Genomic DNA, 14,024 nt, shown 5'->3' with positions numbered 1-14,024 from the left:
CTTCCGTCCGGGGGTGGGGGGGCGGGGGCGGGGGCTCCCCCCACGCCAGCCAGAGACCGCCGTCGACGACCACGGCCATCATCTACGGCACCGCCGGCCTGGTCTTCCTGGTGGGAGGCATCATGCTCAGCCGCAGGCCACGCTACTAGGCCGACGGGAAACGGCCGGTCGCCCGCGTCCGACGCGCGCGCACCGGCCCTTTCGACGGAGAGCTCACGGGGGGTCGCAGGGCCGGACCTCCACGATGTCGCCCGGCGCGTACGGCATCTTGCGCGCCCAGGCCTCGGCCTCCTCGGCGGACCGGACCTCGATGATCCACAGCCCCCCGATCTGCTCGCGCCCGACGGCGTACGGGCCGGGGATGGCGGGCCCGTCCGGTCTGACCAGCTTGGCCGTGCGGGATCTGGTCAGGCCGGCGCCGTACTTGACGATGACGCCCGACTCGACCATCGCGCGGCCGAACTGACGGTGCCCCTCGGCCATGCGCTCTCGCTCGGCGTCGCTGAAGGCGTCCCACAGCATCTCGTCGCCGTGGATCAGCAGGAGAAAATCCATTTGTTGTCCTCCCTCTCGGGGTCTGCCCGCGGACGCGTTCTCCGCGAACCAGACCTCGAGGCGCGGGCGGGCCGCTGAGGCCGTCGTTCCACTGTCATCTTCCACGGTGGCGGCGACGCAACTCAACCGAGTTGCCCAAGCTCAGAGGAAGTGACCGGCGCCGTGCGTCACATCTGCCGTCTGGCGAGACGGGCGAACAGGCCGTCGGTGTCGGATACGAGTTCGTCGTACTGACCCTGCTGGACGATCCTGCCGCCGTCCAGCACCACGATCTTGTCGGCTTCCTTGATCGTGGACAGCCGGTGGGCGATCACGACGCGGGTGGCGTTCAGCTGGCGGGTGCTCTCCGCGACCACGTTCTGGGTCGGGTTGTCCAGCGCGCTGGTGGCCTCGTCGAAGAAGACGATGCGGGGCCGGGAGACCAGGGCCCGGGCGATCATGATGCGCTGCCGCTGGCCGCCGGACAGGGTGTTGGTCCCTTCCGACAGGACCGTGTGCATGCCCATCGGCATGGCCGTGATGTCGTCGGAGACGCCGGCCATCGCGGCCGCCTCCCAGGCGTCGTCGACCGTGTGGTTGGTGCTGCCGATGATGTTCTGCCGGATGTCGCCGGCGAGCAGGGCGCCGTTCTGCAGGACGACGCCGCACTGCCGCCGTACCGCGCCGATGTCGAGCTCGCCGAGGTCCTGGCCGTCGTAGAGCACGGTGCCCGCGGCCGGCTGCTCGAAGCCGAGCAGCAGGCGCAGGATGGTGGACTTGCCGCTGCCCGTGGGGCCCACGATCGCGACGAACTCGCCGGGGTCCACCGACAGGTCGACGTCGCTCAGCACCAGCGGGCCGTCCTCGCCGTACCGGAAAGAGACCCGGGAGAAGGCGATGCGGCCGGACAGGTCGCCGGGGTCGGCCTTGCCGGTGAGCTCCTCGGGCTCGGCCGCGAGAACCGGGCGCAGCTTCTCCAGCATGGGGACGACGCTCATCGCGGTCATCGCGGCGCCGGTGAACTGCAGCACAGAGGCCATGAGCAGGTTGAACGCGGCGAAGAACGACAAGAAGACGCTGATCGGCAGCTCTCCGCGCATCGGCCCGGCCACCACGGCGAAGATGAGGACCGAGCAGACCAGCGGGAACCCCGCGCTGAACGTCGTGACCAGGTTCTGCAGCCGCCGCGCCGACGCGGAGATGCTGCGGGTCCGCAGGAAGTCGCGGTTCCACACGCCGAACGCCTGGTCCTCGGCCGCGGCCACCCGCAGTTTCGGCACGGCGCTCAGGAGCTGGAACACCCGCGAGGACAGCCGCTGCTCCTGCTCGTACAGGCGGCGTTGCAGGCGTATCTCGAAGTATCCGGCGACCGCGCACACAAGGACGCTGACCAGCACGAGCAGGGTGGCGATCAGGGCCATCCTGCCGTCGTAGAAGAACACGAGCACGAGGTTGGCGAGGCCTCCGAAGAGGCCGAGCGTCGCGGTGGTCACGACGCCGGAGAGCATCTCCTGCGCCGTGCTCACGCCGAGCACGGTCGTGCCCAGTTGCCCGGTGGAGTAGTGGGCGAAGAACGTGGCGGGAAGCGACAGCAATCTGGTCCAGGCCCCGGCCTGCAGCCGGGCCGACGAGCGGCCCTCGATGCGCAGCGCGGCGATGTTCTGCACGATCGAGAGCGCGCCGGCCACGAACGCGCCCCCGATGACCAGCAGCGCCCCCTGCACGATGAGGTCGCGCTGGGCGCTCGCCACGAACGTGCCGAGGACCAGCCCGGTCATGGAGGGCACCAGCAGGCCGATGATCGCCACGAGCGTCCCGAGGGACGCCAGCACCCAGAAGTCACGGCGGTTGCGCCCGAGCCCGAACCGCAGCAGCCCGGCCACCGTGCGCACCTCGCGCGGCAGCGGCTGGTAGAGCACCTCCCCGCGGTTGGTCAGCGTCGCGGCCACCGCGGGCGTGAGGGGGGTGACCCGGTTCTGTCCCGGCTGCGCGAGCACGTAGTGGGATCCGATCGGCAGCAGCGCCACGGGCGTGTCGTCGCCCTTGCGGAAACCGACCATGGGGCCGAGGTCCTTGTTCTGCCACCCCTCGTCCAGCCGTACGGACCTGGTGCGCACCCCGGAGGCCAGCGCGATGGCCTGCAGCGGGTCGATCTGCCTTCCCTGGGAGCCTCCGGGCGGCGGCGCGGTGACGCGGAACCCTCCGTGGGAGGCGACGAGCCTGGCCGCGGCCAGCATGGGGGAATCGGTGGTGACGTCGGCCAGGCGCACTCTGGCCTCGGTGTCACGCACCAGCGTGTCGAATCCCCGCCGCGCGGTGCGCAGAATGTCCTTCTCCCGCCCGTTGCGGCGGGCCAGCATCTCCAGCTCTCGCGCGCCCTGCCGTTCGACCCGGCGGTCCACGGTGTACAGGAAGCGGGTCGCGTACTCCACCCACCTGGCCCAGATCGTCTCGTCGGCCAGCAGTTCCCACGTCGACCTGGCGCGTAGCCTGGCCGGGCCCGTGGCGACCAGCCAGTCCCGCTCGGTCACGCAGATGTGGGCGCCCGCGGTGAGCCGGCCTGCGACGCCCTCCGGCATCTCGACCACGCCGTCCTCGACGCCCACCCAGCACAGGCCGTCCACCGACCGGGTGGCCTCCCCGTCGGCCAGATCGGTGGGCTCGCCGGGCGACAGGGCGATGAACTCGCGCGGGGGCAGGCTGTTGCGCATGGCCTGGGCCAGCGAGACGATGCCCGCCTCCAGGCCCCGGACGAACTGCTTGACGGCCACCTCGTGCTCGGCCGGGGGCAGCGGGCCGGACGGGCCCGCCGACAGCCCCCGCACCCGGCCGAGCGGCATCCGGGACACCCGGGTGCCCGGCACCGGACGGCCGACGATGCTGTGCTTCGGGCCCTTGGGAGAGCCGAGCAGCAGCGACCCCTGGCTGATCCGGCACAGGAAGTTCCACCGGCCCACGGGCCGGCCGTCCTCCAGCCGTACCGCGAACAGGTCGACGGCCCCCTCCTCGACCAGGAGCACCTCGCGCAGGTCGGACAGCACGAGCAGGCGGTCTGCTGAGTAGTCGACGGGCGTCGCGGCCTCGGCGAAGAACGGCGCGAATCCGGTCACGGTCAACCCCTGTCGCCGTTGCTGTGGGCGTTCTCGATGAGCCTTGCGTAGTGGCCGCCGGCGGCGAGCAGTTCCTCGTGGCGGCCCCGCTCGACCACCTCGCCCTTGTCGAGCACGAGGATCTCGTCCGCGTCCCGGATGGTGGACAGGCGGTGCGCGATGATGAGGCAGCCGCAGCCGCGGCGGCGCAGGTTGTCGGCGATGACGCGCTCGGTCTCCGGGTCCAGCGCGCTGGTCGCCTCGTCCAGCACGAGAAGTGTCGGCTGGATCGACAGCGCCCTCGCCAGTTCCAGCCGCTGGCGCTGGCCGCCGCTGAAGTTGCGCCCGCCCTCGCGGACGCCGCTGTTGAGACCGCCCGGCCTGGCGGTGATCACGTCGAAGATGGCCGCGTCGCGCAGGGCCTCGATCACCACCTCGTCGGCGATGTCGTCGCTCCACAGCGTCAGGTTGTCGCGCACGGTGCCCTCGAACAGCGTGATGTCCTGGTCGACGTAGGCGATGGACGCGGCGAGGGCCATACGGGAGAGCTCGAGCCTCGGCCGCCCGTCCAGCAGGACCTGGCCCGACCCGGGCACGTACAGGCCGGCGGCGAGCTTGCCGACGGTCGACTTGCCGCTGCCCGAGTTGCCGACGATCGCCACCCGGCGGCCCGGCACGATCGAGAACGACAGATCTTTGATCACCGGGGGCGCGATCGGGTTGTAGCCGAAGGACACGTGCGAGAACTCCATGCAGCCGTCCAGGCGGCCGTCCAGCGACTGGCCGGGCCCCGGCTCGAAGCACTGCGCGACCGGGTAGCGCTCGACGTCGTACAGGCGGTTGATGTCCGCGGAGATGTTCTGGAGCTGCCCGCCCAGGTTGGTGAGCTGTGTAACCGGCCGGGACAGGGAATTGAGCAGCGTCTGGAAGGCCACCAGCATGCCCACGCTGATCACCCCGTCGACCACGCGCAGCCCGCCGATGAGCAGGATGAGCCCGCTGTTGATCCCGGCCAGCAGCGGGGGGACCACGGTCAGCGTGGCGGTCGCGACGCCGAGCCGCTGCTTGGCGGTGACGGCCTTGGCGAGGAACCCCGACCAGCGCTGGAACGCGTTCGGCTCGGCGCCGCTGGCCTTGACGGTCTCGATGAGCTGCAGGGTGTTGAAGGTGGTGGAGGTCAGGTTGCCGATGTCCGCGCGGAGCGCCGCCACCGCGTCCGTACGGGCACGGGAGACCCGCCGGAGCACCAGGATGTTGAGCAGCGCCATGCCGACCCCGAGCAGGCCGAGCATGAGGTCGTACCGGATGAGGATCACCGCGTAGAACAGCACGAGCACCAGGTTGATGACGGTGATCGCCAGGTCGCGGGAGAGGATCTCGCCGACCATGTCGTTGGCCTGGACGCGCTTTGCCACCTCGGCGGGGCGGCGCTGCAGGTAGAACTCGACCGGCAGCCGCAGCAGATGCCGGAAGAAGCGGGCCGAGCTCACCAGCCCGAACCGGATCTCCAGCCGCAGCAGGTAGTGCCGCTGCACGGAGGTCAGCACGAACACCGAGACCGCGGTCACCGCCATCCCGAGCAGCAGGGGGTACAGGAAGTCCGGGTCGCGCCCGGACAGGATCCGGTCGATGAACAGCCGGCTGAAGGCCGGCCCGATGATGCCCGGGACCACCAGGATCAGGCTGGCCAGCAGGATCAGTGGCAGCGCCCGGCCGGACGGCATCCGCCGTGACAGCAGGGCTTGGCCGACCCGGGTGGGGCGCCCGCCGGGCTCGAAGCCGGGGCCGGGTTCGAACGTCAGCACCACGCCGGTGAAACCGGAGTCGAATTCCTCCCAGTCGATCAGGCGGGGTCCGCTGGCCGGATCGTTGACCGCGACGACCTTCTTGCCGAACCGGGTGCGGATCCCCTCCACGACCATGAAGTGCTGGAACGCCCAGAAGATGATCACGGGCTTGGTGGCGGCGGCGCGCAGGTCCGCGGCCTCCATCTGGTAGCCCCTGGCGATCAGGCCGTGGCGCCGCGCCGCGGCGAGGACGCTGGAGGCCTTGGCGCCGTCGCGGGAGACGCCGCAGGCGGACCGCAACTCCTCCAGCGGGACGAACTTCCCGTAGTAGCCGAGGATCATCGACAAGGAGGCGGCGCCGCACTCGACCGCCTCCATCTGGATCACCGTCGGAGTGCTGCTCCGCCACCTTCCCCAGCGCGCCTTGGGTTCCTTGGAGCCCTTGGCGGCAGCCGGGCGCCGCGGCCCACCCCCCTCGGGGGCCAGGGGTGGGCTCGCCGTGGCTTGGCTCATTCGTCTCTCCTCCAGGAGCCGTGACAGGTGCCGCTCAGCGGCCGAGGAGCAGGTCGAACAGGGTCTGACCGCCCAGGTTGATCGAGCCCGTGACGTTGACCTGCGACGAGAGCCGCATCGGCGGGCCCGCCTTGGTGGACCAGGCGAATCCCGAGGTCGTGCCCGGGTCCCGCTCGAGGTCGACGATCACCAGCCGTGGCGGGGCGCCCGTGAGGTAGCCGCGCGCCGCCGCCTCACCGCCAACCAGGTCCGCCACCCCCTCCAGCAGCAGGGGGTACGTGCTCACCGACGCGACCCGGCCGCGCAGCAGCCCGAAGGCCCCCGGCGGGGCCGAGGAGACCGCCAGGTCGACCTCCCTGCCGGGGACGACGCCCAGCGTGCGGTCGGCCGGGACGAACAGCATCGCCACCAGCCGGTCATCGGGCGCGTCGGTGCGCTCGATGGTCATCAGGTCCTGGCCAGGCGCGACCATGTGCCCGTCGTCGGCCGTGGCGGCCACGACGTGCCCGGTGAACGGGCTCTTGATCAGGCGCGAGGTCTCGTCCAGCTGGACGATCTCCGCCACCGCCTGGCCCCGCTGAACGGAGTCGTCGGGGTGGACGAACATCGACCGGACCATCCCCGCGTACGGGCTCTGCAACTGGGCGGTGCCGCCCGGGTGGGTGAGCAGGCCGGTCGCGGACACCGTGATCGGCATCCGGCCGACGAAGGCCCACGCGGTCACCGCGGCGACGATGATCAGCACGACGAACGTGGCGATCCATCCGCGCGGAGAGGCCAGCAGGGTCGGGGAGTCGAGCTCGTCGGGCTCCCGCATCCGCTGGAGCGCCTTGTACCGGAATTTCATCCCTCATCACCGCTTGCTGCCGAGGACCAGCTCGCCCACGCTGCCCTCGGTGAGGTAGTCGAGCCCGCTCGCGGCGGCGAAGTCACCGGCGTCCCCGCCGCCGAGCCCGCACACCGCCAGGTTCATGGCGGTGCCCACCAGGTAGAGCGTCTGGTACAGCACGCCGACATGCTTCAGCACCAGGGAGTAGGCGATCGTCTCGTACTTCCACATCACCCTGCCGAAGCGGGCGGTGACCACGAGCAGCACCTGCGGGTCGGCCTCCAGCAACGCGGACGCCCGGGCCCGCCGCACCAGGATCTGGGTGGCAGGGCCAGGTTCGGCCACCCGCTCGAGCGCGTGCCCGGCCGTGTCGTAGTGCCAAAGGCCGGGCTCGACCCCTTCGCACGACACCACCAGCGGGTAGACCTCCAGTTCGTGCACGGACCCGCCGGACGGGTAGGGCCGGTCGACGAGCTCCTGCCCGTCGGGCGAGGTGAAGGCGTTGCGCCGCCGCATCGACCGGTACAGCAGGTCCCCGAGCTGGCCGACCGTGATCGGGGAGCCGGCGTCGTGCTCGCGCACCGAGCGGCGCCGCTCCAGGGCCTCGGTCAGGCTCGGATCGGACTTGGCCGCGATCTCCATGTCGGGTGGCACCAACGGGATCCGCCGGCCGTCGAACGCCGGAGGGGCGGCGGGCAGCGGGCCGAACCGCGACCCGAGGGGATAGGTCCCGCCGTACCGGCCGGTGACGCGGGGCCCCCGGCTGTGGGCGTGCAGCCACAGATCGCGTGGCGCCCACTGCGCCCGCGACTGGTCGTCGTCCTCGGGCGTGCGGGTCAGCAGACCGGCGGCGTCGAAGAACCGCAGCACCTGCTCGACCGGCACGCCGGGCAGGGCCTCGGCCAGCTCGGCCGGGGTGGTCCAGTCCGCGAGCGCGCCGAGGATCCCGGCCGTTCGCGGAGCCAGCTCGACGGCGCTCGCGTGGCGCGGGGAGCGCACCGTCAGCATGCCGTCCTCGGCGGTCGCGACGGCGAACCGCGACAGCTTCACCTTCGTTCCGGGGGCCGGCGCGGCGGCGGGCTCCAGCGGCCCGGCGCCGACGGGCCACAGCCGGGCGCCGTCCACGCTGTACTCGAGCAGCCCGCCCCCGGCCAGGCGGCGCACCAGCATGTTCCAGCGGAACAGCCCCGCCTCCCCGTCGCCGCCGACGACCGCCGCGGTGAGGCCGGCCTCGGTCACATCGCCGGCGGCGAGCGCGCCGAGGGCCGCCACCGCGCCGGGGGGCAGGTCGCGCAGCCCGAGGGCGCCCACGGGCGCCGACACCCGGAGCGAGCCTTCGGACTCCGCCAGTTCCGCGTCGCGGCGGAGCCGTACCTTGGTCTGGGTCACAGTCTGCTCCTCCGCGCTCAGAAGAAGACGCTCGTGGGATTGAGCTGGTCCTCGGTGCTCGCCTGTGGCACCCAGCCGAGCGCGGCCGGCACGTCGTACAGGCGTCCCGCGCCGAGCCGCCGCCAGAAGTGCCGCATGCCGGGCGCGATCATCCGTACGACGTTGAGGTCCAGGTCGGGGCGGGTCTGGTCGAGCACGATGACCTCGATCCCCGCCGCCTTCGCCCTGGCCACGCACGTCTCGACGTCTCTGGCCAGGTCCTCGCCGTCCGCGCGGGCGTAGTCGGCGGGGGTACGGGGGCGCTGGGCCGGGTCGGGGACCAGCCACGGCTCGTTCGCCAGCTTGGTCTCCTTCCACCAGGCCAGGGTGGCGATGTCGTTGTCCAGGTACAGGGTGTTGCCCTGCTCGTCGCGCCGTTCCACCGACGGGAGGAACTGGTTGACCTCGGTCAGCGTCCTGATCGCCGCGATACGCGGGTCGAGGTGGGCGCCGAAGCCGACGATGACGTCCTCGACGGGGTGGCCGATCCGGTGGGAGACCCCGACGAAGGCCGGGATGCCGAGGTCGGTGGTGATGTCGAGAAGCCAGATGCTGCGGCCCATGCCCGCGTAGAACTCGCGCAGCGTGTCGATGTACGGGTCGCGCAGCGAGTCGAGGTCGAAGGCGGGGCGTCTCGCGCGGTTGTACCACCACAGGGCGACCGCGTCACGCTCGACGAGCTCGCAGAACCCCTGCAGGATCGCCTCTTCCATCGAGTTGCCCGAGGCGTTGCCGTTGGAGTCGCCCACGCAGTAGAAGTGGCGTTCCAGGTCCGGGTGGCCGTACCAGGCGTACCCGCTGGGGATGAGCCGCTCACGCTCGTCGGTGAGCGACCAGGCGGGCGACCAGTCGATCGGCAGGTCGGTGCGGAACTTCTCCGGCACCAGGTGCAGCCGGTGGCTCGGGTCCTTGTTCCACTCGTCGCGCCCGGCGTACTGGGACGGGGAGAAGTGGAGCAGGGACTCCGCGTGGACGGCGAGAGAGGGGTCGAGGTCCGCGTAGGCGGCCTTGCGCACCGGCTCCTCGCCCCGCCACACGCCCGAGTACCGCTCGATGGCCTCGCACAGGGCGCTGACCTTGGCCTGGATCTCGGTGCGGCCCTTGCCGCCGCTCTGCCCGCGAAGGTTGCGGCGGAGCAGGTCCATGTTGTCGCCGACCATGGCGAAGTTGTGGCCGGCGGTGAAGCTATAGGTGACGCCGTTGTCGTACTCGGCGAACGTGTGCAGCCGGGTGACCGCCCCGATGAGCGGGCTGATCTGCCGCTGCAGCCGTTCGTAGGTCTGCGCGGGCGCCTCGATCCGGTATCCGCCGTCGGTGATGTGACGCGCGTCGCGCGCCGACAGCACCACCTTCGGGCTGCGCTCGGTGACCAGCGACGGGTCTCCACAGGCGGGGCACTGCGGCAGCCGGATCATGGTGTGTTCCGTGGCGGCCAGCGTGCGCAGGTCGACCGTGGTCATCTTGCCTTCGAGCCGCGACGGCGCGCCCGTGGCGGCCATCCGCGCCATCTCCACCGCGAGCAGCCCGCCGGCCAGGGACGGTCCCGCCGGGTTCGCCTCCAGCGCGGGGTGGTAGGGGATGCCGTCGCCGTGCTTGCCGGCGAGGTAGCGCTCCACCTGGCGGTTCCCAGTGATCCGCTGCGCGAGGCAGGCCCAGCAGCCGGTGCGGCCGGGGTGGATCACGGGCCCGGCCCACACCGTCAGCCCGGTCGGCTTCACCAGCGCCCAGGGGTGCTCGGCGGCGAGGTAGGCGGCGTTGAGCCGTTCCAGCGCCGGGTCGAGGTAGTCGTTGACGACGACCAGGGAAAGGGCGCCGCCGGGCGCCTCGGCCTCCTCGTCGACCCCTGCGAGCCGGACGCGCAGGCCGTGTTCGCGCAATTGCGCGACCACCGCGTCCGGATCGGCGCCGTCGCCCGCGACCACGGTGAATTCGGTCTCCGCGAGCGCGGCCTGGACGGTTTTCGGATCGATTCCCTGCGCGTCCCAATAGGCGAGCGTGCCGTCCGGCCAATCCGGCCGCCCGTCCACCAGGTGACCCAGAGCGTCGAATTTACGGATGGCGACGATGACCTGCATAAGCGATAACTCGGCGCCCAGCGCCCCCGCGATATCGGCTATGGTGTGCCGTCCGTCCAGGTAGGGAAGCACCTTGACGCACTCGGTTCCCTTGATGAGGAAGTGCTGACCTTCGGCCAGCAGGAACACCTTCGATCCCTCGACCACTTGGGCCGCGAAGTGTGCTTTGAGGCGGGGGCGATCCATGGCACTCCTCGTTCGGCTCAAATGCAATTGATCGCAGAGTCGCATCGGGCCAGGACCATGTAAAGACGTAATTCCGGCATACGTATTCGGACGTCCACAATAAGCGCGGCGTACAGGATGCGTATCCGGGAAATGCGTACGAACGCCTGGACGTCGGGGTTCGCCTACGCGTCAGGGTAAGCTCCGTCGTAGTGCAGCCGAGGTGGCGCGTGGTCTGCTACGCATCCCGACAAACCGCCCAATTTGCGGCGATAGGTCCCTTTGGCGTGCATTAGGTATTGACAAGGCACTAGTCATACGCGGCATGATCCTGGTGTAGACGTAAGCACCCGGCTCTGGGGGGAACGATGTTGTCAGGGCAGCAGGTGCTGCACCGCGACATCGAGTTACGTGTGATACAAGAGGCGCTTTCCAACGCGTACGCGGGAAAGCCTTCCGTTCTGGTCATCCTCGGCCCCAAGGGCATCGGAAAGACCACCCTGCTCCACGCGGCGCTGGCCGAGAAACCGGATGCCCGCGCGATCCTCACGGCACGCGGCCACCCCGCCGAGCGCGATTTCCCCTTCGGAGTGGTCCGCCAGCTGTTCGATCCCCTCACCGGCGGCACGCCGCCCGCCGAGCCCGCCTCCGCACCGCTCATAGTCCCCGGGCACATGTACGAGGCCCAGGGCTCCGGCCTCGTCGCCCCCGACCTGCTGCAGAGCCTCTACCGCGCGACCCGTTCCATCACCGGCACCCAGCCGCTGATCATCGCCATCGACGACGCCAACCACGCCGACGCCCAGTCGGCCCAATGGTGCTCCTACATCGCCAGGCGGCTCGACGGGCTGCCCATCGTCATGATCCTCACCATCGACTCGCAGTCCCGCGGGGGCCACGACCTCATCCGGGACATCGGGGCCCTGCCGTACGCGCGGTTGCTCCGGCCGGCCCCGCTCTGTCACCGCTGCACCGGGCAACTGCTGGAGTCGGCGATGAGCGCCGCGATCGACGCGGAGGTGGCGGAGGCGTGCCACCAGCTCACCCAGGGCAACCCCCTGCTCCTTCACCAGCTGGCCGGCCAGCTGATCACCGCCAAGGTGAGCCCGGACAAGACCGAGCTGCCGCGGATGCTGGAGATGGGTGCGACCTCGCTCACCGAGACGGCGCTCGGATGGCTCCTGGCCCATGACCCCGCCAGCGTCGACCTGCTGCGCAGCCTGGCCATCCTCGCCCCCGACGACGGGCTGGAGACCGCGGCCGTACTGTCGGGGTTCGGCCAGCTCGCGGCCAGGGAGGCGGGCGAGACCCTGCGCAGGGCCGGGCTCCTCGTCGGCTCTCCCCCCGACCGGTTCGTTCACCAGCACATCCAGCAGACCATCCTGGCCGGGATGGATCCCTCGGTCCGCGACGACCTCCACCGCAGGGCCGCGTCACTGCTCTACCGCTTCGGCGCCCCCGTCAACCGGTCCGCCCGCCACCTCATGTCGGCCACGCCCACGGGTGATCCGTGGACCGTAACGATCCTGCGCGAGGCGGCGCGAGACGCCGTGACCGACCACGCCTGGGAGCCCGCGACCCGCTACCTCCACCGCGCGCTCGCCGAGTCCGACGACCCGGCCGTCGACCTGGAGATCACCGCCGAGCTGGGCGCCGTCGAGATGCAGCGCGACCTGCCCGCGTGCCTGCGACGCCTGCGCACCGTCTTCGGCCGCGTCCGGCTGGCCCCGCAGAAGATGTCCGCGCTCGCGCCCTTCGCCGACATCCTCGTCACCGCCAACTCGGCCGAGGCGGGCGGGATCTTCGGCGAGGCCGTCCAGCTCGCCGCCGAGACACCCGCGGCCTTCGGTACCGACCTGCTGTTCCTCCTCGGCGCGCAGGCGATGCTGTGGGGGCAGTCCGCCGGCGTGCTACGCAAGCTGGGCCGGTCGATGCAGAACATGGCCACCCCCCAGGCGAGGGAGTTCCTGAGCGCGCTCGCCCTGGTCACAGGCGTGAAAGGGCGCAACCTGACGAGGACGCTTGCGCTGACCAGGCGCTGCTTCGACGGCAAGGGCGTCGTCCCGCTGGGCGCGGTGCTCCCCCTGGTCTGGGGCGACCGCATCGACGAGGCCTCGTACTGGTCGGAACGCGTGGTCACCGAGGCGCGCAACGCCGCCTCCGACACCCGGCTGGTCATGTCACTGGTGGTCCGCTCCGAGGTGCGCTACCAGCTCGGCAGCCTGGAAGCCTCGCTGCGCGACGCCACCGAGGCGGCCCGCCTGGCGGAACTCTCCCATACCGAGGGGTTCTCCATGGCGGCCACGGCCAACGCGGCCCGGGCGCTCGTCGAGCTCGGCGCGCTGGACGTCGCCGAGTCCCTGCTCCGGTCCGTCGATCCCTACGGAGGGGACTGCCATCCCCTGATCTCCGGCCACATCATGGACGCGCTCGGACGCCTCTACATCGCCCAGGGCAGGCCGCGGGACGGCCTGCGCATCCTGCTGGACTGCGGGCGGCGCCTGACCTCCTCGGGCATCACCAACCCGGCCTGCGTCCCCTGGGGGACCAACGCGATCCTCGCGTACATGCTGTTCGGCGAGCGGACAGCGGCGCGGGCGACCGCCGAAAGGGAGCTTGAGCTGGCCCGCGCCTGGGGCGCGCCGACCACCATCGGCCGCGCCCTCAGCGCCGGAAGCGTGGCGTACGAGGGCACCGCGCGGCTCGACATGCTGCACGAGGCGGTCGACCTGCTGCGCAACAGGGGTGCCCGGCTGGAGTACACCCGGGCCCTCATCCGGCTGGGCATCGCCCTGCGCCAGAACGGCGACGAGCACAGGGCGCGCGAGACCCTGACCGCCGGGCTCGACCTCGCCGTCGACTGCGGCGCGGTGCGGCTCGCCTCACTGGCCGACAAGCACCTGGCCACCGCCGGCATCCGCCCCGCCGGCCCCGGCGCCCGTCCCTCCGGAGCACGGCGGGAGAACGCCCATCCGCTGACGACCGGCGAGCGCCGCGTCACCGACCTGGTGCTCCAGGGCATGAGCAACCTCGAAGTGGCGACCATCCTGTCGATCAGCAAGCGCACCGTGGACACCCACCTGGCCCGCATCTACCGCAAGCTGGGCATCCACACCCGCGCGGAACTCGTCGCCATCCTCACCAGCCTGACCGCCGACACCCCCGCGGACCTGGACCTCAGGAAACAGCCCCCACCGACCTTCGAGGACCACATGGAGTACCGCACGGTCCTGTGACTTGCGGCCACGCGCCCAAGGCCACTCTCGCACGCTTCGAGCGCCACGCCGGCCCCGAGGGACTGTGGATCTTAGCGGGCCGTCTTGGGTCCTCATTGCCCCTACGGGGGACGCGGCCCCATCGGCTCGGGCCGAAGTCGTAACGCGATGTTCACACGTGCCGGGGTCGGGGTCTGAGGCACATGTCGGCCGCCCGTCCGCGGGCGACGTGAGAGGGCTTCCGGGCAGGTCGAATAACGGCCTCGCCGATGCCGGCGAGCACGCCCTCCCCTGGCTTCCGGTCAGCCGTTAAACAGAAGCCACACAGGTCAAAAATGTCACTTTAGACGCTTCGTGGCATCTTGACCGGTTTATTGCACCTTTATACC

The 14,024-nt window shown here is 71.0% G+C and carries 7 protein-coding genes; 1 reads left to right on the top strand and 6 read right to left on the bottom strand.

The window, feature by feature from the left end:
- Positions 1-213: 213 nt before the first annotated feature.
- The 6 genes from AB0O34_RS20095 to AB0O34_RS20070 all read right to left on the bottom strand — a co-directional run bounded on the left by AB0O34_RS20095 (position 214) and on the right by AB0O34_RS20070 (position 10,441).
- Positions 214-555, bottom strand: a complete 342-nt coding sequence (locus tag AB0O34_RS20095; protein WP_363917317.1) for a YciI family protein — start codon at positions 553-555, stop codon at positions 214-216.
- A gap of 167 nt (positions 556-722) precedes the next feature.
- Complete coding sequence (locus AB0O34_RS20090; RefSeq protein ID WP_363917315.1) at positions 723-3,644, bottom strand: NHLP bacteriocin export ABC transporter permease/ATPase subunit; 2,922 nt, start codon at positions 3,642-3,644, stop codon at positions 723-725.
- Between the two features lie 2 nt (positions 3,645-3,646).
- Positions 3,647-5,923, bottom strand: a complete 2,277-nt coding sequence (locus tag AB0O34_RS20085) for an NHLP family bacteriocin export ABC transporter peptidase/permease/ATPase subunit (RefSeq protein WP_363917313.1) — start codon at positions 5,921-5,923, stop codon at positions 3,647-3,649.
- A gap of 34 nt (positions 5,924-5,957) precedes the next feature.
- Entirely contained in the window at positions 5,958-6,770 is an 813-nt protein-coding gene (locus AB0O34_RS20080) for an HlyD family efflux transporter periplasmic adaptor subunit (protein WP_363917311.1), read from the bottom strand.
- Between the two features lie 6 nt (positions 6,771-6,776).
- The gene (locus tag AB0O34_RS20075) at positions 6,777-8,141 is read right to left on the bottom strand and encodes a SagB family peptide dehydrogenase (protein ID WP_363917309.1); all 1,365 of its coding nucleotides are present in this window, start codon (positions 8,139-8,141) and stop codon (positions 6,777-6,779) included.
- Between the two features lie 17 nt (positions 8,142-8,158).
- Positions 8,159-10,441, bottom strand: a complete 2,283-nt coding sequence (locus AB0O34_RS20070) for a TOMM precursor leader peptide-binding protein (RefSeq protein ID WP_363917307.1) — start codon at positions 10,439-10,441, stop codon at positions 8,159-8,161.
- A gap of 347 nt (positions 10,442-10,788) precedes the next feature.
- Between AB0O34_RS20070 and AB0O34_RS20065 the strand changes: the two genes are divergently transcribed.
- The gene (locus AB0O34_RS20065; protein WP_363917305.1) at positions 10,789-13,656 is read left to right on the top strand and encodes an AAA family ATPase; all 2,868 of its coding nucleotides are present in this window, start codon (positions 10,789-10,791) and stop codon (positions 13,654-13,656) included.
- The last annotated feature ends 368 nt before the right edge of the window (positions 13,657-14,024 follow it).

Source organism: Sphaerisporangium sp. NPDC088356, from assembly GCF_040685555.1.
In the GTDB taxonomy this organism is placed as follows: Bacteria; Actinomycetota; Actinomycetes; order Streptosporangiales; family Streptosporangiaceae; genus Sphaerisporangium.
This window is presented reverse-complemented; position numbering and strand designations above follow the sequence as displayed.

What these genes read in the sequence shown, in the direction of transcription:
- AB0O34_RS20070 (WP_363917307.1), bottom strand. Translation starts at nt 10,441, where the DNA reads ATGGATCGCCCCCGCCTCAAAGCACACTTCGCGGCCCAAGTGGTCGAG.
- AB0O34_RS20085 (WP_363917313.1), bottom strand. Translation starts at nt 5,923, where the DNA reads ATGAGCCAAGCCACGGCGAGCCCACCCCTGGCCCCCGAGGGGGGTGGG.
- AB0O34_RS20095 (WP_363917317.1), bottom strand. Translation starts at nt 555, where the DNA reads ATGGATTTTCTCCTGCTGATCCACGGCGACGAGATGCTGTGGGACGCC.
- AB0O34_RS20080 (WP_363917311.1), bottom strand. Translation starts at nt 6,770, where the DNA reads ATGAAATTCCGGTACAAGGCGCTCCAGCGGATGCGGGAGCCCGACGAG.
- AB0O34_RS20065 (WP_363917305.1), top strand. Translation starts at nt 10,789, where the DNA reads ATGTTGTCAGGGCAGCAGGTGCTGCACCGCGACATCGAGTTACGTGTG.